The sequence below is a fragment of the Mycobacterium neglectum genome, from assembly GCF_002591975.1.
Taxonomy (GTDB): domain Bacteria; phylum Actinomycetota; class Actinomycetes; order Mycobacteriales; family Mycobacteriaceae; genus Mycobacterium; species Mycobacterium neglectum.
In genome coordinates, this window is sequence record NZ_NVQE01000002.1 from 173,952 (window position 1) to 196,413 (window position 22,462).

General features: G+C 65.7%; 19 protein-coding genes. 9 read left to right on the forward strand and 10 right to left on the reverse strand.

Annotated elements, in window-relative coordinates; translation table 11 throughout:
* Positions 1 to 5 precede the first annotated feature (5 nt).
* From CSQ99_RS02835 to treZ, 4 genes are read left to right on the forward strand one after another with little or no spacing between them, the layout of a single operon-like run.
* Complete coding sequence (locus CSQ99_RS02835; protein WP_176560841.1) at positions 6 to 2,183, forward strand: acyltransferase family protein; 2,178 nt, start codon at positions 6 to 8, stop codon at positions 2,181 to 2,183.
* Complete coding sequence (gene glgX, locus CSQ99_RS02840) at positions 2,183 to 4,333, forward strand: glycogen debranching protein GlgX (protein WP_099037520.1); 2,151 nt, start codon at positions 2,183 to 2,185, stop codon at positions 4,331 to 4,333. The genes CSQ99_RS02835 and glgX overlap by 1 nt, the downstream gene beginning before the upstream one ends.
* 3 nt (positions 4,334 to 4,336) lie before the next feature.
* The gene (gene treY, locus CSQ99_RS02845) at positions 4,337 to 6,616 is read left to right on the forward strand and encodes a malto-oligosyltrehalose synthase (protein ID WP_099037521.1); all 2,280 of its coding nucleotides are present in this window, start codon (positions 4,337 to 4,339) and stop codon (positions 6,614 to 6,616) included.
* Positions 6,609 to 8,360, forward strand: a complete 1,752-nt coding sequence (treZ, locus tag CSQ99_RS02850; RefSeq protein WP_099037522.1) for a malto-oligosyltrehalose trehalohydrolase — start codon at positions 6,609 to 6,611, stop codon at positions 8,358 to 8,360. The genes treY and treZ overlap by 8 nt, the downstream gene beginning before the upstream one ends.
* A gap of 131 nt (positions 8,361 to 8,491) precedes the next feature.
* Here treZ and ilvA read toward each other — a convergent pair whose 3' ends face one another.
* Both ilvA and CSQ99_RS02860 read right to left on the reverse strand, forming a co-directional pair.
* Positions 8,492 to 9,772, reverse strand: coding sequence for a threonine ammonia-lyase IlvA (gene ilvA, locus CSQ99_RS02855; protein ID WP_099037523.1), 1,281 nt, complete (start codon positions 9,770 to 9,772; stop codon positions 8,492 to 8,494).
* A 29-nt stretch (positions 9,773 to 9,801) separates the two neighbouring features.
* Positions 9,802 to 10,239, reverse strand: a complete 438-nt coding sequence (locus CSQ99_RS02860; RefSeq protein WP_099037524.1) for a nitroreductase family deazaflavin-dependent oxidoreductase — start codon at positions 10,237 to 10,239, stop codon at positions 9,802 to 9,804.
* Positions 10,240 to 10,327: 88 nt separating this feature from the next.
* On the opposite strand from CSQ99_RS02860, the gene CSQ99_RS02865 reads away from it, so the two are divergent.
* On the forward strand, positions 10,328 to 10,522 hold the full coding sequence (locus CSQ99_RS02865; protein ID WP_099037525.1) for a hypothetical protein: 195 nt from the start codon (positions 10,328 to 10,330) through the stop codon (positions 10,520 to 10,522).
* A 9-nt stretch (positions 10,523 to 10,531) separates the two neighbouring features.
* Here CSQ99_RS02865 and CSQ99_RS02870 read toward each other — a convergent pair whose 3' ends face one another.
* The gene (locus tag CSQ99_RS02870; RefSeq protein ID WP_099037526.1) at positions 10,532 to 10,933 is read right to left on the reverse strand and encodes an SRPBCC family protein; all 402 of its coding nucleotides are present in this window, start codon (positions 10,931 to 10,933) and stop codon (positions 10,532 to 10,534) included.
* Positions 10,934 to 10,962: 29 nt separating this feature from the next.
* On the opposite strand from CSQ99_RS02870, the gene CSQ99_RS02875 reads away from it, so the two are divergent.
* Positions 10,963 to 11,703, forward strand: a complete 741-nt coding sequence (locus tag CSQ99_RS02875; RefSeq protein WP_099037527.1) for a hypothetical protein — start codon at positions 10,963 to 10,965, stop codon at positions 11,701 to 11,703.
* A 35-nt stretch (positions 11,704 to 11,738) separates the two neighbouring features.
* Complete coding sequence (locus CSQ99_RS02880; RefSeq protein WP_099037528.1) at positions 11,739 to 12,572, forward strand: class I SAM-dependent methyltransferase; 834 nt, start codon at positions 11,739 to 11,741, stop codon at positions 12,570 to 12,572.
* 12 nt (positions 12,573 to 12,584) lie between these two features.
* Here the strand turns inward: CSQ99_RS02880 and CSQ99_RS02885 are convergent, their stop codons facing one another.
* The 6 genes from CSQ99_RS02885 to lspA are packed head-to-tail and all read right to left on the reverse strand — an operon-like array spanning position 12,585 to position 19,629.
* The gene (locus CSQ99_RS02885; protein ID WP_099037529.1) at positions 12,585 to 13,394 is read right to left on the reverse strand and encodes an isocitrate lyase/PEP mutase family protein; all 810 of its coding nucleotides are present in this window, start codon (positions 13,392 to 13,394) and stop codon (positions 12,585 to 12,587) included.
* Positions 13,394 to 16,927, reverse strand: coding sequence for a DNA polymerase III subunit alpha (gene dnaE, locus CSQ99_RS02890; protein ID WP_099037530.1), 3,534 nt, complete (start codon positions 16,925 to 16,927; stop codon positions 13,394 to 13,396). Before dnaE ends, CSQ99_RS02885 begins: the two co-directional genes overlap by 1 nt.
* 58 nt (positions 16,928 to 16,985) lie before the next feature.
* Positions 16,986 to 17,192 carry a hypothetical protein gene (locus CSQ99_RS02895; protein WP_099037531.1) on the reverse strand — a complete coding sequence of 69 codons (207 nt, stop codon included), beginning with the start codon at positions 17,190 to 17,192 and terminating at the stop codon, positions 16,986 to 16,988.
* A gap of 9 nt (positions 17,193 to 17,201) precedes the next feature.
* Positions 17,202 to 18,134: an EamA family transporter RarD gene (rarD, locus tag CSQ99_RS02900; RefSeq protein WP_099037532.1), complete on the reverse strand. Its 933-nt coding sequence runs from the start codon at positions 18,132 to 18,134 to the stop codon at positions 17,202 to 17,204.
* On the reverse strand, positions 18,134 to 19,045 hold the full coding sequence (locus tag CSQ99_RS02905) for an RluA family pseudouridine synthase (protein WP_425437766.1): 912 nt from the start codon (positions 19,043 to 19,045) through the stop codon (positions 18,134 to 18,136). Before CSQ99_RS02905 ends, rarD begins: the two co-directional genes overlap by 1 nt.
* A gap of 11 nt (positions 19,046 to 19,056) precedes the next feature.
* Complete coding sequence (lspA, locus tag CSQ99_RS02910) at positions 19,057 to 19,629, reverse strand: signal peptidase II (protein WP_099037534.1); 573 nt, start codon at positions 19,627 to 19,629, stop codon at positions 19,057 to 19,059.
* A gap of 42 nt (positions 19,630 to 19,671) precedes the next feature.
* On the opposite strand from lspA, the gene CSQ99_RS02915 reads away from it, so the two are divergent.
* Together CSQ99_RS02915 and CSQ99_RS02920 are read left to right on the forward strand one after the other, a co-directional pair.
* Positions 19,672 to 20,622 carry an asparaginase gene (locus CSQ99_RS02915; RefSeq protein WP_099037535.1) on the forward strand — a complete coding sequence of 317 codons (951 nt, stop codon included), beginning with the start codon at positions 19,672 to 19,674 and terminating at the stop codon, positions 20,620 to 20,622.
* A 13-nt stretch (positions 20,623 to 20,635) separates the two neighbouring features.
* Positions 20,636 to 21,097: a hypothetical protein gene (locus CSQ99_RS02920; protein ID WP_099037620.1), complete on the forward strand. Its 462-nt coding sequence runs from the start codon at positions 20,636 to 20,638 to the stop codon at positions 21,095 to 21,097.
* Here CSQ99_RS02920 and CSQ99_RS02925 read toward each other — a convergent pair.
* Positions 21,079 to 22,443 carry a DNA polymerase IV gene (locus CSQ99_RS02925; RefSeq protein WP_099037536.1) on the reverse strand — a complete coding sequence of 455 codons (1,365 nt, stop codon included), beginning with the start codon at positions 22,441 to 22,443 and terminating at the stop codon, positions 21,079 to 21,081. The two genes, CSQ99_RS02920 and CSQ99_RS02925, sit on opposite strands and share 19 nt — an antisense overlap.
* Positions 22,444 to 22,462 lie beyond the last annotated feature (19 nt).

Consider the following 22,462-nt stretch of genomic DNA (forward strand, 5'->3'; position numbering starts at 1 on the left):
TGACCATGATGACCCTCGCCCCTCCCCGGCCGGCGCCAGCGACCGAACCGGGACCACCATCACGCGCAGCGAACGCTGCGAAGACCGCGCGCGCGTCCGAAAGCTACCGCCACGACCTCGACGGGCTGCGCGGTGTCGCGATCCTGCTCGTCGCGGTATTCCACGTGTGGTTCGGCCGCGTCTCCGGTGGTGTGGACGTCTTCCTTGCGCTGTCGGGATTCTTCTTCGGCGGTCGCCTGCTGCGCACCGCGATGACGCCCGGCGCATCGCTGTGGCCGGTAGGTGAGGTCACCCGGCTGGTTCGGCGGCTGCTGCCCGCACTGGTGGTGGTCCTCGCAGCCGCGGCGGTGCTGACCATCCTCATTCAGCCCGAAACCCGTTGGGAGACATTCGCAGACCAGAGTCTGGCGAGCCTGGGTTACTACCAGAACTGGGAGTTGGCGCGCACCGCGTCGGACTACCTTCGTGCCGGTGAGGCGGTCAGTCCGCTGCAGCACATCTGGTCGATGTCGGTGCAGGGCCAGTTCTACATCGCCTTCCTCGCGCTGATCTTCGGGTGCGCCGTGTTGTTTCGCCGGATCTTCGGTCGCCACATGCGGATCGCGTTCATCGTGCTGCTGAGCGCGTTGACCGTCGCGTCGTTCGTCTACGCGATCTTCGCTCACAACGCCGATCAGGCCACCGCGTACTACAACAGCTTCGCGCGGGCATGGGAGTTGCTGCTCGGCGCCCTGGTCGGCGCGCTGGTGACGAACCTTCGCTGGCCCATGTGGCTGCGGACGACGGCCGCGGTGATCGCACTGGCCGCGATCCTGGCGTGCGGCGCATTGATCGACGGCGTGCACGAGTTCCCAGGGCCGTGGGCACTGGTGCCGGTCGGCGCGACGATGCTGTTCATCTTGTCCGCGGCGAACCGGGTCGCCGATCCGCACACCGGCGGTCGTATGCCCGCCCCCAACCGACTGTTGGCCACCGCGCCGTTCGTCGCGCTGGGCGCCATGGCGTACTCGCTGTATCTCTGGCACTGGCCGCTGCTGATCTTCTACCTGTCCTACACCGGGTATCCCCACGTCAACTTCGTCGAGGGCGCCGTCGTGTTGGTGGTGTCCGGCGTGCTCGCCTGGCTGACCACGAAGTACGTCGAGAACCCGCTGCGCTACCGCGCGCCGACGTCGTCGACCCCGGCCGTGCCGTTGCGCACCCGGTTGCGGAGGCCGACGATGGCGCTCGGCTCGGTGGTCGTCCTACTGGCGGTGGCGCTGACGGCGACGTCGTTCACCTGGCGCGAGCACGTGACCATCGAACGCTCCACCGGTAAAGAGCTGTCCGGACTGTCGTCACGCGACTACCCCGGCGCCCGCGCGCTGCTCGACAAGGCCAAGGTGCCGAAGCTACCGATGCGCCCGACGGTGCTCGAGGCCAGGAAGGACCTCCCCCGCACCACCGAGGACGGCTGCATCAGTGACTTCGACAACGTCGGCGTCGTCAACTGTACCTACGGCGACGAAACGGCTTCCCGCACCATCGCACTCGCGGGTGGTTCCCATGCCGAACACTGGATCACCGCGCTGGACCTGCTCGGACGGATGCACAACTTCAAGGTGGTCACCTATCTGAAGATGGGCTGTCCGTTGACCACCGAGGAGGTTCCGCTGGTCATGGGCGACAACCGCCCGTATCCGAAGTGTCACGAGTGGAACGAGCGGGTGATGGACAAGATCATCGCCGACCGCCCTGACTACGTATTCACCACTGCGACGCGACCGTGGAACATCAAACCGGGTGACGTCATGCCGGCCAACTACCTCGGTATCTGGCAGACATTGTCCGACAACAACATTCCGATTCTCGCGATGCGCGACACCCCGTGGCTCGTGCGCAACGGTCAGCCGTACTTCCCCGCCGATTGTCTGGCCGAAGGCGGCAACGCCATCTCCTGCGGAGTCAAGCGTTCTGACGTACTGTCGCCCTATAACCCCACATTGGACATCGTCGCGAAGTTCCCGTTGCTCGAGCCGCTGGATATGAGCGACGCGGTGTGCCGCAAGGACATCTGCCGCGCGGTAGAGGGAAACGTGTTGCTGTATCACGATGCTCATCACATCTCCACCACCTACATGCGCACGATGACCGCTGAGCTCGGCAGGCAGATCGCGGGCGCCACCGGTTGGTGGGTCGACTGATGGCATCCGACGCGCCGGCGTCGGTACTCACCGTCTGGCCGGGGACCGCCTATCCCCTCGGTGCCACCTATGACGGTGCAGGCACGAACTTCTCGCTGTTCTCGGAAGTCGCCGACCGGGTGGAGCTGTGCCTGATCGGCAAGGACGGCAGTGAGGAGCGCGTCAACCTCGACGAGGTCGACGGCTACGTCTGGCACTGCTATCTGCCCACCGTCACCCCGGGGCAGCGTTACGGCTTCCGGGTGTACGGTTCGTGGGACCCTTCCGCCGGAGATCGGTGCGATCCGAGCAAGTTGCTGCTCGACCCCTACGGGAAGTCCTTTTACGGCGACTTCGACTTCAGCCAGGCGCTGTTCTCCTACGACTTGAACGCCGAGGACCTGGCCAGCGGTGGGACGCCGCCGATGGTCGACTCGCTTGGCCACACCATGACGAGTGTCGTGATCAACCCCTACTTCGACTGGGCATCCGATCGCGCGCCCCGTACGCCGTACCACGAGACCGTCATCTACGAGGCGCACGTCAAGGGCATGACGCGGACCCATCCCGGCATTCCCGAGGATATGCGCGGGACCTACGCGGGGCTCGCGCATCCGGTGATCATCGACCATCTCAAGTCGCTGAACGTCACCGCCATCGAACTCATGCCGGTGCACCAGTTCTTGCACGACCATCGGCTGATCGACCTCGGACTTCGAAACTACTGGGGCTACAACACTTTCGGATTCCTCGCACCTCATTACGAATATGCGGCCAACAAGCACGCCGGCGGCGCGGTCGCAGAGTTCAAGGCGATGGTCCGGACCTTCCACGAGGCCGGCATCGAGGTGATCCTCGACGTCGTCTACAACCACACAGCCGAAGGCAACCACCTCGGCCCGACGATCAGTATGCGCGGCATCGACAACGCGGCGTACTACCGGCTGATGGACGACGACAAGCGGCTGTACCGCGACTTCACCGGCACCGGTAACAGCCTCAACCCCCGGCATCCGCACACGCTGCAGCTGATCATGGACTCGCTGCGGTACTGGGTGCTGGAGATGCACGTCGACGGGTTCCGCTTCGACTTGGCGGCCGCGCTGGCCCGCGAGTTCTACGAAGTCGACCGGCTGAGCGCGTTCTTCGATCTCGTACAGCAGGACCCGGTGATCAGTCAGGTCAAGCTGATCGCCGAACCGTGGGACGTCGGCGAGGGCGGTTATCAAGTCGGCAACTTCCCAGGTTTGTGGACCGAATGGAACGGGAAGTACCGCGACACTGTGCGCGATTACTGGCGGGGCGAGCCCGCAACCCTAGGCGAATTCGCTTCCCGGCTGACCGGGTCGTCGGACCTCTACGAGGCGACCGGCCGGCGGCCCGGTGCGAGCATCAACTTCGTCACCTGTCACGACGGTTTTCCGCTTGCAGACCTGGTGTCGTACAACGAGAAACACAACGAGGCCAACGGCGAGGACAACCGCGACGGCGAGAGCCACAACAGGTCGTGGAACTGCGGCGTCGAAGGGCCTACCGAGGACCCGGAGATCCTCGCGCTCCGCGGCAAGCAGATGCGCAACATCATGGGCACGTTGATGTTGTCCCAGGGCACCCCGATGATCTCTCACGGCGATGAGATCGGGCGCACACAGCGGGGCAACAACAATGTCTACTGCCAGGACGGCGAGATCTCCTGGATGGACTGGTCGCTGTGCGAGACGAACGCCGAACAACTCGAGTTCACCCGCAAGGTGACGAAGTTGCGCAGGAAGCATCCGGTGTTTCGGCGGCGCCGCTTCTTCGAGGGCACGCCCATCCGCACCGGCGACCAGGTCCGCGACATCGCGTGGCTGACGCCTGCGGGTAACGAGATGGCCCCGCAGGACTGGGGTTCGGGCCTGGACAAGTGCGTTGCCGTGTTCCTCAATGGTGAGGCCATCACGGCGCCCAATGAACGAGGCGAACGCGTCGTCGACGACTCGTTCCTGCTCTGTTTCAACGCACACAGCAAGCCGGTGGACTTCGTCGCGCCAGATTTGGGCTATGCCGCCCAGTGGACGGCGGCGATCGACACGGCCGACCCGGCTGGCGACACCGAACTCGTGGTCGCCGCAGGCGAGAAACTCACGCTTGCGCCGCGGTCCCTGCTGGTGCTGCGTAAGACCGGCTAGCGCATGCGCCCACTTTCGACGTATCGCCTGCAGATGCGTGGTGACTCGTTCACCTTCGCCGACGCCGAGAACCTGCTCGAGTACTTGGATGGGCTGGGGGTGTCACACCTGTACCTATCCCCAATTCTCACCGCGCAGCGGGGTTCGACGCACGGCTACGACGTCACCGATGCGACCACGGTGTCGGCCGAATTGGGCGGCGCCGAGGGCTTGGCCCGGTTGTCCTCGGCAGCACGGTCGCGTGGAATGGGCCTGATTGTTGATATCGTGCCCAACCACGTCGGCGTCGCGGATCCTGTGCAGAATTCATGGTGGTGGGACGTTCTCAAGCACGGCCCGGACTCCCCGTACGCCTCCTACTTCGATATCGACTGGGAGCTCGACAGTGGCCGAATCGTGTTGCCGGTCCTGGGTTCTGACGACGACGTCGCCGGCCTCGAGGTTGACGGTGATGTGCTGCGCCTCGGAGATCTGGAGTACCCGATCGCGCCCGGCACCGATTCTGGCTCGGGCGCCGAAGTCCACGACCGGCAGCACTACCGGTTGATCGGCTGGCGGAGCGGGCGCAGCGGATACCGGCGGTTCTTCTCCATCACCTCACTGGCCGGCTTGCGTCAGGAGGACCGCGCGGTTTTCGAGGCAACTCACGCGGAGGTCGGACGCTGGTTCACCGAGGGTCTGGTCGACGGCGTGCGCATCGATCACCCGGACGGATTATCCGACCCCGCAGGGTATCTCGGCTGGCTGCGCGAACTCGCCGGCCCGCAGGCGTGGATCGTCATCGAGAAGATCCTCGCCGTCGATGAGGCGCTGGAGCCGACGCTGCCGGTCGCGGGCACCACCGGTTACGACGCGCTGCGCGAGATCGGCGGCGTGTTCATCGATCCGGCGGGTGCCGGTCCGCTCACCGACCTGTTCGGCACCACCGGCGTTGACCACGAAGAGCTTCCGGACATCGCCCGCCGCCTCAAGGCCGAAGCCGCGACCGTCACACTGAGCGCCGAATTGAATCGGGTACGCCGTGCGATCGTCGCGGCAACCGGCGCCGACCATCCCGCTCTGGGAGATGCGGTGGCGACGCTGATCAGTCATATCGAGGTCTATCGCTCGGATTACCAGGCGCTCTCAGCGGTGCTGCCGACCGCATTCGCCGACGCCGTTGCCCAGAGGCCGGAATTGGCCGCACCCCTGACCACGGTGTCCGCCGCTCTGGCAGTGAGCGTCGAAACCAACGTGCGGATACAGCAATTGTGCGGTGCGGCGACCGCGAAGTCGATGGAGGACTGCCTGTTCTACCGCGATGCGCGACTGGTCTCGCTCAACGAGGTCGGTGGTGAGCCGCGCCGGTTCGGTGTCAGCGTGGCTGAGTTTCATCAACGGGCGGCGGTGCGGGCACAAATGTGGCCACACGCCATGGTCGCATTGTCGACACACGACACCAAGCGCGGCGAGGATGTGCGCGCCCGCATCGGGGTGCTCTCGCAGGTGCCGTCGCTGTGGGCGGAGCTCGTCGGAAAGTGGGCGCAGGCCACCCCGCCTCCCGACCCGGCGACAGGACTGTTCCTGTTGCAGAACGCATTCGGCGTCTGGCCGGTGGACGGCACGATCCACGCATCATTACGGGAGCGGTTGCACGCCTACGCCGAGAAGGCGATCCGGGAGTCCGCACTGCGCACGACCTGGAACGATCCTGACGAAGAGTTCGAGACTGCGGTACACACATGGCTCGACGCCGTACTGGACGGTGCCGTCGGTGCCGAGATGACATCACTGGTTGCCCGGCTCGACCTTCATGCGCGTAGCGACGCGCTCGGACAGAAGCTGATCGCGCTCACCGCACCGGGTGTTCCCGACGTCTACCAGGGCACCGAATTGTGGGAGGACAGCCTTGTCGATCCTGACAATCGGCGTCCGGTGGACTACGTGACCCGAGCGAAAGCGCTCGAGGCGTTGCGCCATCCGAAGATTCGGGTCGTGGCGGCGGCCTTGCGGCTGAGGCGGGACCGTCCGGCGAGCTTCACCGACGGTGGTTACACACCAGTGGGGGCCGATGGCCCGGCCGCCGACCATTTGGTGGCCTTTCTGCGCGGCGACGATGTGCTGACCGCCGTGAGCCGGCACACGGTTGTGTTGTCGGAGACGGGCTGGGGCGACACCACGGTGGCCCTGCCGGACGGCCAGTGGACCGACCGGATCTCCGGCGCACGGTTCCGTGGCACGGTCCTGGCCGTCGAGTTGTTCGCCGATTTGCCGGTAGCGCTTCTGGAGCGCACCGATGGCTGAATTCGCAGTTTGGGCCCCTATCCCCGAGCGTGTTCGAGTCGACGTGGACGGCACACTGCATCAGATGACGCGGGCCGACGACGGCTGGTGGAGTGCCGAGGTCGACGCCGGAACAGGTGCGCGCTACGGGTTCGTTCTCGACGACGACCCCACGGTGCTGCCGGATCCGCGTTCCCCACGCCAACCCGACGGCGTGCATGCCCGCTCGGCGCTCTGGCGGCCCGATGCCGGCGCGTGGACCGACGACGGCTGGGCGGGCGCCCCGATTGAGGGAGGGGTGATCTACGAACTCCACGTCGGTACGTTCACTGGCGGCGCGACACTCGATTCGGCGATCGAGAAGCTGGATTATCTGGTGGATCTCGGTGTCGACTTCGTCGAACTGATGCCGGTGAATGCCTTTGGCGGAACGCACGGCTGGGGCTACGACGGGGTGCTGTGGTATGCGGTGCACGAACCGTACGGCGGACCCGATGCATTGGTGCGGTTCATCGACGCGTGCCACCGACGCGGCCTCGGTGTTCTTATCGACGCGGTGTTCAACCACCTCGGCCCGTCAGGCAATTACCTGCCACGGTTCGGTCCCTACCTGTCCTCGGGCAGTAATCCGTGGGGCGAATCGATCAACATCTCCGGTCCCGATGCCGACGAAGTGCGTCGCTACATCATCGAATGTGCGCTGCGGTGGATGCGCGACTTCCACGCCGACGGCCTGCGCCTGGACGCGGTGCACGCTCTCGTGGACACCACCGCAATCCATATTCTCGAGGAACTCACGACCGAAACCGACGCGCTGGCCGAGGAATTGGGCCGTCCACTGTCGCTGATCGCCGAAAGCGATCTCAACGATCCGCGCCTGATCACCCCGCGGGACCGCGGCGGTCTAGGGATGACCGCACAGTGGGACGACGATATCCACCACGCGATTCACGCAGCGGTGTCGGGCGAACGCCAGGGCTACTACTCGGATTTCGGCTCGGTGGAGACCCTTGCGCAAACACTGAAGCATGGGTACTTCCACGCGGGCACGTACTCGTCGTTCCGGCATCGGCGCCACGGGCGGCCATTGGATACGGCGACGATCCCCGCGACCCGACTGCTGGCGTACACGTTGACGCATGATCAGGTGGGCAATCGGGCCTGCGGGGATCGGCCGTCGCAGAACCTCACCTTCGGCCAGTTGGCGGTCAAGGCGGCGCTGACACTTGGGTCGCCCTACACCGCAATGCTTTTCATGGGCGAAGAATGGGGTTCGTCATCGCCGTTTCAGTTCTTCACCTCGCATCCCGAGCCCGAGCTGGCCCGAGCCACCGCCGAGGGCCGCAAGCGCGAGTTCGCCGAGCACGGGTGGGACGCCGACGAGATCCCCGATCCGCAGGACCCGGCCACCTACGAACGGTCAAAGCTCAACTGGGATGAGATCGACGACGGCGAACACGGCCGGCTGCGCTGGGTGTATCGGCAGCTGATCTCGTTGCGGCACAACGAGCCCGACCTGGCCGACCCATGGCTGGAACATATGCGCATCGACTATGACGAGGAACGGCAGTGGATCGTGATGCAACGCGGGGCGTTGGCCGTCGCGTGCAACCTCGGTAGCGAGGCTGCCGACATCCCCGTCACCGGCGAGGTGGTGCTGGCCTGGGAAAACCCGACGGTGAGCCCGAAATCGATGCGCATCGAGGGACATTCGTTCGTGATTGTCAAGTCGCCATCCACCGGGGCGCAGCCTGTAGATAGCTGATTACCGTGAAATCGCTGATGGGCGAGCTCAGTTTCGGCCAAGGCGGTACCCGAACTGCGTACGCTCGTCACCTACAACAAATGCTTAGTCGACGCCGCCACCGCCATCGCTGTCGTCGGCGTTGCACCTTCCTAAAGCAGGTAGCGGTACGCGGGCGAGCCCGGCTCCAGCGCCTCGACATGGATGTCGGACGCCCGCATCCGTTCGAGCAGTCCGTCGAAGTCGGCGGCCGAACCGAGTTCGACGCCCACCAGGGCTTCACCGGTTTCGCGGTTGTTGCGCTTGACGTACTCGAACAGCGTGATGTCGTCATTGGCCCCGAGCACCGTGTCGAGGAACCGCCGCAGAGCCCCCGGTTCCTGCGGGAAGTCCACCAGAAAGTAGTGCTTGAGCCCGAGGTGCACCAGCGAGCGCTCGAGCACCTCGCCGTAGCGGGACACGTCATTGTTGCCGCCCGAGATCACGCACACCACAGTCGATCCGGGCTCCAGACGCGCCTCCATCAGGGCGGCCACCGACAGTGCACCCGCCGGCTCGGCGATGATGCCTTCGTTTTGGTAGAGGTCGAGCATCGCGGTGCACACCGCGCCCTCGTCGGCGGTGGTGAGCGACACCATGTCCCCCGCGGCGGCCAGCGCGGCATACGTCAACGCGCCGGCACGATTCACCGCCGCACCGTCCACGAACTGGTCGACTTCCTCGAGGGTCACCGGCTCCCCCGCGGCCAACGCGGCGATCATCGCTGCCGCACCCGCGGGCTCGACGCCGAGCACCGACGTGTTCGCGGTGCGCTCGGCCAGATAGGTGGTGATGCCGGCGATACAGCCGCCGCCGCCGACCGGAACGATGACCAGATCCGGTTCGTCGTCGAGTTGGTCGAGGATCTCGGCGGCGATCGTGCCCTGCCCCGCCATCGTGCGTAGGTCGTCGTACGGAGGGACAAGAGTCGCGCCCGTGCGTGCGATGTCGTCAAGCGCGGCCGCGGCAGCCTCGTCGTAGGTGTGACCGGTCACGATCAGCTCGATGAACTCACGTCCGTGGTACCGAATGCGATCGCGCTTCTGCTTGGGCGTCTTGCCAGGCACGTAGACCCGACCGTGGATACCCATCGATCGACAGGCCATGGCGAACCCCTGCGCGTGATTGCCCGCCGACGAGCACACGACACCGGCGGCGATCTCCTCGGCAGACAGCTGCATCAGCAGGTTGTGAGCACCCCGCAGCTTGTACGAGCGCACGGCCTGCTGGTCTTCGCGCTTCAGGTAGACGTTCGCGCCGGTCGCCTCGGAAAGTCGCTCGCTGAACTGCAGCGAGCTGCGCAGGACGACGCCGGAAATTCGCTGAGCAGCCTCGTCGATGTCGGCCGCGGACAGCGGCGACGTTCTCGGACTCTGGCTCAGTTCAGCGGACACCGGTCAATGGTGCCACCAGCCTGCGGTTTTTAGCGAACCGGGGTCAGCACGAAGACCGGGATCTGGCGGTCGGTCTTGGTTTGGTACTCCGCGTAGTCCGGCCACGCCTCGACCGCGCGCTCCCACCAGGCAGCCTTTTCATCACCGAAGACCTCCCGGGCCTCATAGTCCCTGGTCACAGCCCCATCCTGCAGCTCGACCCGTGGGTGCGCCTTGACGTTGAAGTACCACACCGGGTGTTTCGGAGCCCCGCCCAAAGACGCGACGATCGCGTATTCGCCGTCGTGTTCCACCCGCATCAACGGGGTTTTGCGGATCTTGCCGGTCTTGGCGCCAACCGTCGTCAGCAAAATGAGCGGCTTGTCCTTCATCTCGATGCCCTCGGTGCTGCCCGTCTCCATGATCTTGTCGGCATGGTCTCGGACCCAATCCCACGGGCTGGCTTCGTACTCTCCGGAAAGTGGCATGTCAGCCAGCTTAGGCCGGCCGTAAAGTGATCCGCCTCATCTGGCGTTTCGGTTGCCCGAAAACTCGCTTACGAGCTATCGTCAAACCATGACCGTGCGCGACCAAGTCAGCATCGCCGGAGTCCCGTGGCCGGTATACAAGGTGCTGGCGCTCGCGGTTGCGGCCATTGTGCTGGTCATCGTCGCCGTTGCGACCGCAAGCGCCGCTCCGGCCGTGCTGGCCGCCGCAGCCGCGGGGACCGTCGTGTGGCTGGGCCTCGGCGCCTTCCAGTCGACTGAATAACCGGACGCGTCAGTCCTGCACCAGTCGCGCCAGCGTCGCCAGATCCGCGGCGACCGCGGCAGCATCGGCGCCGAATTCTTCGTCTGTCATCCCCGGCCGGCGCCGAACGCTGAACACCACCTCGCACGCCGGCTCACCGACCCCGCCCGGGACCACCCGAAACGGGTTGTACACCTGTTCCCCCGAGGGCATCCGCACGACGTGATCCAGCACGCCGAACCGGTTCGGCGGCGAGAACTCCACGGTCACGGTGCCCATCGGTGAATCGGCGAGCCAGCCGTCGGCGCTCTGTCGCAGCTCCCCTGCGGCCAGGCCGGCCGCCCACTGCGGCCAGGTCTGCGGATCCGCCGCGAATTCGTAGACCACCTCGGGTGCAACATCGATCCAAATACTGACGTGTCGCGATTCCATCCCTCCATGGTGGCGCACACACTTGCCTGATGAACACCACCCCCGAACCTCCGAAGCCGGTTGAGGAGTTCGTGCGTCGTGCCGAACTCCTGGCGTCGGGCGCCGAACGGCGCATCCCGTCGTGGCTGCGTCCCGGTGATCCGGAGAACCGGATACCGGTGCTGCTCGCCCTGATCGCGGCGATCGCCCTCCAGCTCGCCATTCCGAAGAGCTACACGGTCGTGCCGCGGTGGCCGCTGATCGCCTTGGAGGTCCTGCTCGTCGTGGTACTGGTGGGCCTGAATCCGCTGCGCCTTTCACGGCAGACGACGTTCGGCACCTGGGCGAGTTATCTGTTGTTGGCGGCGATCACCATCGACAACAGTCTGTCCGCGCTGATCCTCGATATCCGCATTCTCTCCGGTGAGGTGAGCAACAACGCCGCGGTGCTGCTCGGCAGTGGTGCCGCCATCTACGTCACCACCGTTATCGTCTTCGGGATCTGGTACTGGGAGTTGGACCGCGGTGGCCCGTTCGCCCGACGAGAAGGTAGCCGGCCGTACCCGGACTTCATGTTCCCGCAGATGACGGAACGTGAACTGGCGCCGCCAAACTGGCGCCCGGAGTTCTTCGACTACCTCTACGTCAGCATCACCAACGTGGTCGCGTTCTCACCGACCGACACGATGCCGATGACCCGGCGGGCAAAAGCCATGATGACAGTGCAGGCGATGATCTCGTTCACCACGCTGGCGCTCGTAATCGCAAGGGCGGTGAACGTTTTGGGCTGATCGTTCAGCCAGGAATGAGGAGTACGGTCGCAGTCATGGGCATCGCGACCACCGAACTCTCGCCGATCGAAGAAACCGCCCTTCTCACCGAATACGCCCGAGCACTCGACAGTCAGTGGCCGGAGCCGATTCTGGGCGACCACCTTGCATTCGAAGTCATCGGCAATATCGACTACGACTTCACCGTGCTCGGCGTGCAAACCAGCGTGGTGTGCCAGACCGCGCTACGGGCGAAGATGCTCGACGAGCGCGTGAGCGCGTTCGTCGCCGAGCATCCCGAGGCGGTGGTCGTCGATCTCGGCGCCGGACTCGACAGCGGCTACTATCGCGTCGCCCCGCCTGAAACAGTCGACTGGTACAGCGTCGACCTGCCCGGCATCATCGCGCTTCGTAACCAAGTGCTGCCCCCGAGCGCGCATTCGCACTCCGTCCCGGTATCACTGGCCGACGAGCACTGGCCCGACGCCATCCCCGGCAGCCGGCCGACCATGCTGATCGCCGATGGGCTGTTCGCATTCCTGTCCGAGCCGCAGATCGCGGGAATCTTCCGCCGCATCACCGACCACTTCGGTTCCGGAGAGCTGGCGTTCAACGACTATGGCCGGATGGGGTGGGTCAGTCGCATCGGAATGAAGGTGCTCCCGCAGAAGATGTACAAGGTCATCGGCGGTCAGATGGGCTACCCCGGGTTCAAGGACGCCCACTATCCGCAGACGTGGAACCCCCGCATGACCGTGGTCGAGGAGGCCAGCCTGGTTTACGCGCCCGAAGTCGATCTGTTTCCCGGCTGGATCCGGGTAATGACCAAGCTGTCCAGGTACAGCAAGGCGGCGTCGCGCAAGGCGCGGATCCTGCGCTACGCGTTCTAATTCGGCCCGCAGCTACCGTCTGCGCCGAGCCTCGAACAGGCCGTTGAGGTCGTCGAAGCTCGCAGAGTCGGCCAACCCCGCGAACGAACCCTCATCGATGATGCGCCGGGCGGCCGACAGGAACGCACCCCAGGCGACCCGCGTCAGCGCCGATCCGACGCTGATCCGCCGTACGCCGAGCTCCGCGAGATCGTCCACCGTCAGCCCCGTGTCCGACGACATCAATACGTTGACCGGTGCGGGCCGGAGCGCATCGACGATTGCCGCGATGTCCTCTCGCGTCCGCACGCCCGGTGCGTACAACACATCGGCGCCCGCCTCCGAAAAGGCCTGCAACCGGGTGATCGCCTCCCGCAGTGGATCGGGATGACCGTAGAGATGGCATTCGGCGCGTGCGGTCAGCAGCACATCGGCTCCATCGATCGCGGAATGTGCGACCCGGATGCGTTCCACTGCCTCCGACAACGAATAGAGCGGATCCTCGGCGCCACCTTTGGCATCCTCGATGGACAGTCCGGCCACCCCAGTTGCCACACAACGCCTGACGTTCGCGGCGAGCCCGTCCACATCATTGGCATAACCCGCCTGGAAGTCGGCGTTGACCGGCAGCTCGACTGCGCCGACGATCTCGACGATGTTGCGCAGAGCACCATCGACCCCGAGCGCGGTCGGCGTATCGGGCAGTCCTTGCGCAAAGCAGGCACCCGCACTGGTCGTGGCAAGCGCCGGGAAGCCCATGGCTGCCAACGCGATCGCCGTCCCCCGATCCCACGGATTGGGGATGACGAAACATCCCTGCTCATGCAGCTCGCGAAACGACATCAGCCCAGGCAGCCGGGGCCCAGCAGCGCCTTCAGATCGCCCATCAATGCCGATGACGCCGTCACCCTCAGCGATGCGTCGAGTTCGAGTGTGGTGATGCGCTCGCCGCTGATCAGCCGCAGGTGCACCTGCGCGGTTCCGGGATGTCGAGCCAGGACCTGCTTGAGCGCGGTGACCTTGTCGACCGTGCACTGACGTGTCGGCAGGGTGACCGCCACCGGCCGATTGGCCTGGGCACTTGAGAAGTCCGGTACCACAAGATCGTTGGCGATCAACGAGATCCGGTCATCCCGAATCGCGACCTTGGCACCGACCACCACCACTGCGTCGTCGGCGATCTCGGCGCCGAACGTGGAGTACGTCTGCGGGAAGAACAGCACCTCGATACCGCCCGTGAGGTCTTCCAGTTGCGCTGAGGCCCAGGGTAATCCGTTCTTATTGACACGGCGGTTCACCGACGCCAAGATACCGCCGATCCGCACCTGGGTGTCGTTGGCGACGTCACCGTCGAGGATGGCGGGGATCGCGGTGTCCACCTGCGCCGCCAACAGGTGAGCGATGCCGTTGAGCGGGTGTCCGGACACGTAGAGGCCGAGCATCTCGCGCTCGAGCGCCAGCTTGTGCTTGTCGTCCCACTCCTCATCGGGCACCTTGATGGTGAACACCGCATCGGTGGCGGTATCGGCGCCGCCGAACAGGTCGAACTGACCCATCGCCTCGGCCTTCTTGGTGCCGAGCACCGAATCGACCGCGTCGGTGTGGATCAGGAAAAGGCCCTTGCGCGGGTGGCCCAGCGAGTCGAATGCCCCGGCCTTGATCAGCGACTCGGTGACTTTCTTGTTGCAGGCGCCGATGTCGATCTTGTTGAGATAGTCGGAGAAGTCGACGTACTTACCCTTATCTGTGCGCGAACCGATCAGTGCGGCAACGACATTCGCGCCCACGTTCCGTACCGCGCCCAACCCGTAGCGAATGTCCTCGCCCACAGAGGCGAAGTTGAGGCTCGACTCGTTGACGTCTGGCGGCAGCACGGTGATGCCGAGCCTGCGGCAGTCGGCGAGATAGACCGCAGCCTTGTCCTTGTCGTCGCCGACGGAGGTCAGCAGCCCGGCCATGTACTCGGCCGGATAGTTGGCCTTCAAGTAGGCGGTCCAGTAGGACACCAGGCCATAGCCGGCTGCGTGCGATTTGTTGAACGCGTAGTCGGCGAACGGCAGCACCGTATCCCACAGCGCCTTGATGGCGGCCGCGGAGAACCCGTTGGATTTCATCCCTTCGGAGAAGCCCTCGAACTCCTTCTCCAGGACCTCGCGCTTCTTCTTGCCCATGGCTTTTCGCAGAATGTCTGCTCGAGCCAGCGAGTAACCGGCCACCTTCTGCGCGATGCGCATGATCTGCTCTTGATAGACGATCAGGCCGTAGGTCTCGGCGAGGATCTCGGACAGCGGCTCAGCCAGCTCCGGGTGGATCGGCTTGATCGCCTGCCGGTTGTTCTTGCGGTCCGCGTAGTCGTTGTGGGCGTTCATGCCCATCGGACCCGGCCGATACAGCGCGATGACGGCGACGACGTCCTCGAACCCGGTCGGCTGCATGCGGCGCAGCAGATCGCGCATCGGACCGCCGTCGAGCTGGAACACGCCGAGCGTGTCGCCGCGGCCGAGCAGCTCGAAGGTCAGCGGGTCGTCCAGCGGCACCGAATCGAGGTCGAGATCGATACCGCGGTTGGCGCTGATGTTCTCGATCGCGTCGCCGATGATCGTCAGGTTGCGCAGGCCGAGAAAGTCCATCTTCAGCAGGCCGATGCTCTCGCACGACGGGTAGTCCCAGCCGGTGATGATGGCGCCGTCCTGCGGCCGCTTCCACAACGGGATCGCGTCGACCAGTGGCTCGCTGCTCATGATCACCGCGCACGCGTGCACACCGGCGTTGCGAACCAGGCCCTCGAGACCGCGAGCGGTCTCGTAGATGGTGCGCACGTCGGGGTCGGTGTCGATGAGCCCACGAACCTCAGCGGCTTCCTTGTACCGCTCGTGGTTGGGGTCGGTGATACCCGACAGCGGGATGTCCTTGGCCATGATCGGCGGCGGCAGCGCCTTGGTGATCCGGTCGGCAATCGCGAAGCCTGGCTGACCGTAGTTGACTCGAGCCGAATCCTTCAGCGCCGCTTTGGTTTTAATGGTGCCGAATGTGATGACCTGGGCCACCCGGTCGCTACCCCATCTGTTGGCGGCGTAGCGCAGCATCTCGCCTCGACGGCGATCGTCGAAGTCGATGTCGATGTCGGGCATCGACACACGTTCGGGGTTCAGGAACCGCTCGAACAGCAGACCGTATGGAATGGGGTCGATATTGGTGATGCCAAGCGCGTAGGCGACCAGCGATCCGGCCGCCGAGCCACGCCCGGGCCCCACCCGGATGTCCACCGAGCGGGCGTAGTTGATCAGGTCGGCGACGATGAGGAAGTAGGACGGGTAGCCCTTTTCGCAGATGACCTTCATCTCGTATTCGGCCCGGTCGGTGTAATCGCCGGGGACCGCTGCTCCGGGGAAACGCCGCTGCAGGCCGGCGCTGACCTCATGCCGTAGCCACGTCGACTGGTCATGGCCCTCGGGCACCGGAAAGATCGGCATCCGGTCTTTCGGCGTCCATACTTCGGCGTAGCTCTGCACCCGCTCGGCGATCAGCAGCGTGGAATCGCAGGCACCCTCGATCTCGCCATCCCACAGCGAACGCATCTCGGCAGCCGATTTGAGGTAGTAACCGTCGCCGTCGAATTTGAACCGGTTGGGATCCGACAGCGTCTTACCGGTCTGCACGCACAGCAGCGCCTCGTGGCTGTGCGCATTGTCGCGGGTCACGTAGTGGCAGTCATTGGTGGCCAGCGGCGGAATACCGAGCTTCTGACCGACCTCCAGCAGTCCTTCGCGGACCCGGCGCTCGATGTCGAGCCCGTGGTCCATCAACTCCAGGAAGTAGTTCTCGGGACCGAAGATCTCCCGCCACCTGGCGGCCGACTCGAGCGCCTCGCGGACGTGCCCGAGCCGCAGGCGGGTCTGCACCTCGCCGGACGGGCAGCCCGTGGTGGCGATGATGCCCTCAGCGTTTTCGGCGATGATTTCGGCATCCATGCGCGACCACTTGCCGAGCTGGCCTTCGAACGAGGCCAAGGACGACAGCTTGAACAGGTTGCGCAGCCCGGTCGCGTTCTCGGCGACCATCGTCATGTGGGTGTAGGCACCACTGCCCGACACATCGTCGGACTTCTGCGACGGGTCACCCCAGAGAATGCGTTTGGTGTCGAACCTCGAACCGGGGGCGATGTACGCCTCCACGCCGATGATCGGTTTGATGCCCGCGTCGGTGGCCGCGTTGTAGAACTCACTGGCGCCGAACATGTTTCCGTGGTCGGTCATGCCGATCGCGGGCATCTCGAGCCGTTGCGCCTCCGCCAGCATCGGCTTGACCTTCGCGGCACCGTCCAGCATCGAATATTCGGTGTGGTTGTGCAGATGCACAAAGGAGGAGCCGTTCATAGGGTGGCCAGTCTATGGCCGCGCCCCGACAGATCTCGGCGTGTCGCGATGCGTGTCTTTACTGCGATGTCGCTGAGCGCCCTTGCCGAGGCTCTGCCACCACCGTCGAGCTGGGCTGATGAGTGGGCAGCTGTCCAGACCGCGGGCGATCCATCCTGAATATCCGCTTGACCTCTGCTTTCTCGGGCAGCTGCCATCCGAGCTGGGCGGCGACACCCGCCACCACCAGCATCCCGATCATCGCCGCGAACCAGAAGCCATGCACAGCTCCACGTTAGGACGTGGGCGGTTCCGAGGAATCGGGTGTTTCCCTACGCTCTGCGTGGAGCAGGCCCCGGCCCGAGCTGGCCCGCGCCCGCCATAGCGCGTCGGCGCTGAACACCATCAGCGCAAGCCAGATGAGCGCGAAACCCAGCCAGCGCGCCGGCGGCATGGGTTCATGCCCGACGAACACGCCCCAGGTCAGTTGCATCGCCGGAGTCAGATAGAACAACAGGCCCATCGTCACGAGCGGCAGTCGCTGCGCCGCCGCGGCGAAGAGCAGCAGCGGCAGCGCGGTGATGGCGCCCGACAAGACGAGTAGCGCGATGTGCCCGGCGCCGAAGTCGGTGAAGGTTCCTGGTCCACCACCCTCCAGCACAGCGATGTAGGCCAACGCGAACGGGGCCGCCACTGCAGCTTCTACGCCGACGCTCACCCTCGGATCGGTCGGCACCACCTTCTTCACCGCACCGTAGAGGGCGAACGACAGCGCAAGCCCGATCCCGATGACCGGTGGTGCGCCAACCTCGACGGTGAACACCAAGACGGCGACCAGGGCGATGGCCAACGCGGTGAACTGAGCGCGATTGAGTCGCTCGCGAAAGACCAACAGCCCCAGCGCCACAGTCACCAGCGGGTTGATGAAATAGCCGAGCGCGGCGTCGACGACGTGGCCATTGTTGACCGCGTAGATGTAGATCCCCCAGTTGACGGAGATCAACGCCGATGCGCACACCAGCAGCAGCCAGACCCGCGGTGTGATCGCGCGGATGTCGCGAAGCCTGCGCGCCGCCGCGATGACGACGACCATCAACAGGCACGTCCACACAATCCGGTGGGCGAGGACTTCGACCGCGCCTGCGGGTTTAAGCAGCGGAAAGAAGGCCGGGAACACGCCCCACATCGCATAGGCGCCGATGCCGAAGAGCAGCCCGCTCGTTCGCACTATTCGTGCTGCCGCAGCACATCGAGTGCGTGCTGCAGATCCGATGGGTAGGGGCTGGTGATCTCGATGCGCCGCCCGTCCGCCGGATGTGCAAACGCCAGCGACCGCGCGTGCAGCCATTGGCGCTCCAGCCCGAGCTTGCGGGCCAACGTCGGGTCGGCGCCGTAGGTGAGGTCGCCGGCACACGGATGGTGCAGGGCTGCGAAATGCACCCGAATCTGGTGTGTTCGACCAGTTTCCAGATGAACGTCGAGCAGGCTCGCGGCCTGATGCGCTTCCAGCGTGTCGTAGTGGGTGATGCTGTGCCTGCCGCCCTCGGTGACTGCGAATTTCCAGTCGTTCCCGCGATGACGACCGATCGGCGCGTCGATGGTTCCGCTGGACGGATCCGGGTGGCCCTGCACCAGGGCGTGATACCGCTTGTCGACGGTGCGCGCTTTGAAAGCGCGCTTGAGCACCGTGTACGCGCGCTCGGAGATCGCCACCACCATGACGCCCGACGTGCCGACATCGAGGCGATGCACAATCCCTTGGCGCTCATGAATGCCCGATGTGCTGATACGGAAACCCGCCGCGGCGAGTCCGCCGAGCACCGTCGGCCCGTGCCAGCCGACCGTAGCGTGCGCCGCCACACCGGGCGGCTTGTCGACCGCGACGATATCGGCGTCGGAGTACAGAATCGACATACCGTCGATCTCGACAGGCGTATTTTCCACCGGCGCAGGCGCTTCCGGCAGCCGAACTTCCAGCCAGGCCCCCGCGATCAGCTTGTCGGACTTACCGGCGCGCGCACCGTCGACGTCGACACCGCCGTCTTCAGCCAGCGCAGCCGCAGCCGTCCGCGAAAGCCCGAGCAGTCGCGCCAGACCCGCGTCGACGCGCATGCCCGCCAGCCCTTCTGGGACCGGCATCGAGCGGGTCGTCACTCTGACGGATCACCCGTGCGGCGCCCGACCGTGTCGAAGTCGAAGCCGAACAACGACAGCGCGACGAGCAGGATGGCTCCGCCGACCACCGACGGGTCGGCGACGTTGAACACCGGCCACCACCCGACGGAGAAGAAATCCACGACGTGGCCCCGCAGCGGACCTGGAGAACGGAAGAAGCGATCGACCAGGTTGCCCATCGCCCCGCCGAGGATCATGCCCAGTCCGAGCGCCCACCAGGGTGAGACCAGGCGTCGGCCCATCCAGATGATGCCTATCACCACCGCGGTCGCGATGAGGGTAAGCACCCACGTGTAGCCGGTGGCCATCGAGAACGCGGCGCCCGAATTGCGGACGAGGGTCCAGGTCACCGTGTCGCCGATGATCGACACCGGTTGACCGGGGGTCAGCAGCCTGACGGCGAGCACCTTGGTGACGATGTCGGCGATCAGCACGATTCCGGCGACGGTCAGCAGCATGCGCAATCGGAGCCTCGGTGAGGGTTGCTCCTCGGGCGATGCGTCGGTGCCAGTCGCGGCTTCGTCCGACGCCGAGGATTCATCAGTCACTCCCCCATCATTCCAGGGCCGGAATGCGCGACAATTCCACCCATGGCTCGCCTCGTCGTCGTCACCACCGGAGGCACCATCTCCACCAGCGCCGACGACAACGGGGTGAAGCGCCCGACGCGCACCGGCGCCGACCTGACCTTCGGGCTCGACGTGCAGGTCGTCGACGTGATGGCGGTGGACAGCTCGATGCTCACGCTCGCTGATTGGGACCGGATCAGCGCGGCGGTGGGCGCGGTGTCGGACGCCGGCCGAGCCGGCGATTCGGCCCCCGCCGACGGCGTGGTGATCACCCACGGCACCGACACCATGGAGGAAACCGCGCTGTGGCTCGAGCTGACCTATGACGGTCGACTTCCCGTCGTGCTCACCGGCGCGCAGCGCAGTGCCGACGCACCCGATGCCGACGGTCCGGCCAATCTGCGCGACGCGCTGACGGTCGCCGCGAGTCCGCAGGCACGGGGTCTCGGAGTGCTGGTGAGCTTCGCGGCCACGGTATGGCAACCCCTGGGTCTGCAGAAGATCACGACGGCCGATCTGCAGGGCTTCACCGGGTTCGCACTCGGGTCGGTGTCGGGTGCGACGTTCACGGTGGACGCACCCAAGGATCGTCCGTTCCTGGCCGCAACCTCGGCTGCGGACGCACCTCGCGTCGACACCATCGCGGTATATCCCGGCAGCGACACGGTGGCGATGGACGCCTGCGTCGCCGCGGGCGCTCGAGGCCTGGTGTTGGAGGCGCTGGGGTCAGGCAATGCGGGCGCCGCGGTGATCGACGGCGTCCGGCGGCACTGCCGTGAGGGTGTGGCCGTCGCAGTCTCGACGCGGGTCCCCGGTGGGCGCGTCAGTCCCGGATACGGGCCAGGACGGGAACTGGCGGACGCCGGGGCTGTGATGGTGCCGCGGCTGCGTGCGCCCCAGGCCCGGGTCCTGCTGATGGCCGCGCTCGCGGCCGGTTCACCCGTCGAGGACGTGTTCGTGCGCTGGGGGTGATATGGGTGGAACCATGCATGTTCGTTGCGTCGTCGTGGCCGCGGGGATAGCCGGCCTTGCGCTGACCGCGGCGCCGGCGGTCGGCGCCCAGCCTGCACCAGATGACGATATTCGCGACTACCCCATAGCGCAGGGCCGGTACAGCACACCCCATGACTTCTACTTCGTCTACTTCAAGACCCCGGACGGCCGGTCGTGCGGAATCGGCCCGAACGGCGGTCCGGTCGGGTGCGACGCCGTGCCTGCCGACGCGCCACCGGGCACCGACCAGACCATCGTCAACAGCTGGGCCCCCGCGGAGTACCGCGACTCCGACACCGCGACGTTCACCCGCGACGTCGACGTCCTACCCGTGGGGTACCGGCTGGAGAATTGGGGCGCGACCTGCGCGGTCGAAGACGAGGGCCTGGTGCGTTGTGAGACCTACAACCAGCACGGGTTCCTTTTGACCGCCGGCTACGGCGAGCTCTGGTAGCGGCTCAGCTCCTCCACGTAGTCCGGCCAGTCCAGGCTGTCGACGGGATTCGCCCGGACGATGTCTGGGTCGTCCTCGCGCAGCGTGTGCACCGGTCCCGGTCCGGTGCCTCGGGTCTCGAACCGCACCGTCATCACACCGTGGCCGGCACCCTGGATCCACCCGTGTCCGTAGGCGGTGTGGGCGACGTCGTCACCGATTCGCCAGGCCGGCGGCGTGGCGGCCGCTTCGGTCAGCGTCGGCGGTAGATGGGTGCCCGACACCTCCTCGGCCACCAATTCCAGATCCGGGAACAACGATTCCTGCTGAACCTCAGACAGTCCCGAAAACCCAACGCCGACAAGGCGAATGGGGCCCACCTCGATGGGGTCCAGCAGCAGCCGGCGCGCGGTGGAGATCAGCGTGGAGGCATCCGTGGTTGCGTACGGCAGCGTCGCCGAACGGGACAAGATGCTCATATCGGATTTCTTCAGCTTGACGGTGATGGTGCGCGCACCGCGACCGTCCTTCAGCAGTCGGGTATGGGCGTGCTCTCCGATCCGCCCCGCCGCTTCACGGAGCTGATCGAGGGTGATCAGGTCTTCGGGGAACGTCGATTCGGCGCTGATCTGCTTGGCCGGGGAATTCTCGGCGACCGGCCGGTCGTCGATACCCCGGGCCAGCCGATGCAACGCCGCGCCGACGGCACCGCCGAGGATGTCGGCGGCTTCGGCGTCACTCAGCGCCGCGAACGCCCCGATGGTGGCGATGCCGAGCCGATGCAGTTTTTCCTCGGCGACCGGCCCGATGCCCCACAGTCGGCGTACGGGCAACGCGTCGAGCAGCGTGCGTTCCTCGCTGGCGGACACCACCCGCACACCGTTGGGTTTCGCGAGATCCGAGGCGATCTTGGCGACCTGCTTGCCCGATCCGGCACCGACAGAAGCCACCAATCCCGTCTCGTCGAGCACATTGGCCTTCAACCGCTGGCAGAACACCTCGACGTCAGCGTCCGATGCACCGGCGAGTTCGGCGGGCTCACCGAAAGCCTCGTCGAAGGAGAGCTGTTCCAGCACCGGCATGAAGCCGCGCACGGTCTCGAAGACACGGCGACTCGCCACGCCGTAGACGACACCGCGCGGGGGCAGCACCACTGCGGTGGCGCCCACCATTCTGCGGGCCTGGTGCATGGGCATCGCCGATCGAGCACCGAACACCCTGGCCTCGTAGCTCGCGCCCGCGACCACGCCGCGGCCGCCCAGCCCGCCGACCAGGACCGGTCGGCCCCGCAGAGTGGGTCGGGTCAGCTGTTCGACGGACGCGAAGAATGCGTCCATGTCGAGATGCAGCACCCATCGACCTTCCACACCCGCCGATGCTATTTCG

Coding starts and splice junctions, on each gene's coding strand:
- CSQ99_RS02870 (WP_099037526.1), bottom strand. CDS start 10,933: ATGGAATCGCGACACGTCAGTATTTGGATCGATGTTGCACCCGAGGTG.
- treY (WP_099037521.1), top strand. CDS start 4,337: ATGCGCCCACTTTCGACGTATCGCCTGCAGATGCGTGGTGACTCGTTC.
- CSQ99_RS02915 (WP_099037535.1), top strand. CDS start 19,672: ATGGCTCGCCTCGTCGTCGTCACCACCGGAGGCACCATCTCCACCAGC.
- glgX (WP_099037520.1), top strand. CDS start 2,183: ATGGCATCCGACGCGCCGGCGTCGGTACTCACCGTCTGGCCGGGGACC.
- CSQ99_RS02875 (WP_099037527.1), top strand. CDS start 10,963: ATGAACACCACCCCCGAACCTCCGAAGCCGGTTGAGGAGTTCGTGCGT.
- CSQ99_RS02835 (WP_176560841.1), top strand. CDS start 6: ATGATGACCCTCGCCCCTCCCCGGCCGGCGCCAGCGACCGAACCGGGA.
- treZ (WP_099037522.1), top strand. CDS start 6,609: ATGGCTGAATTCGCAGTTTGGGCCCCTATCCCCGAGCGTGTTCGAGTC.
- CSQ99_RS02885 (WP_099037529.1), bottom strand. CDS start 13,394: ATGTCGTTTCGCGAGCTGCATGAGCAGGGATGTTTCGTCATCCCCAAT.
- CSQ99_RS02905 (WP_425437766.1), bottom strand. CDS start 19,045: ATGCCGGTCCCAGAAGGGCTGGCGGGCATGCGCGTCGACGCGGGTCTG.
- CSQ99_RS02860 (WP_099037524.1), bottom strand. CDS start 10,239: ATGCCACTTTCCGGAGAGTACGAAGCCAGCCCGTGGGATTGGGTCCGA.
- CSQ99_RS02865 (WP_099037525.1), top strand. CDS start 10,328: ATGACCGTGCGCGACCAAGTCAGCATCGCCGGAGTCCCGTGGCCGGTA.
- CSQ99_RS02920 (WP_099037620.1), top strand. CDS start 20,636: ATGCATGTTCGTTGCGTCGTCGTGGCCGCGGGGATAGCCGGCCTTGCG.
- dnaE (WP_099037530.1), bottom strand. CDS start 16,927: ATGAACGGCTCCTCCTTTGTGCATCTGCACAACCACACCGAATATTCG.
- CSQ99_RS02880 (WP_099037528.1), top strand. CDS start 11,739: ATGGGCATCGCGACCACCGAACTCTCGCCGATCGAAGAAACCGCCCTT.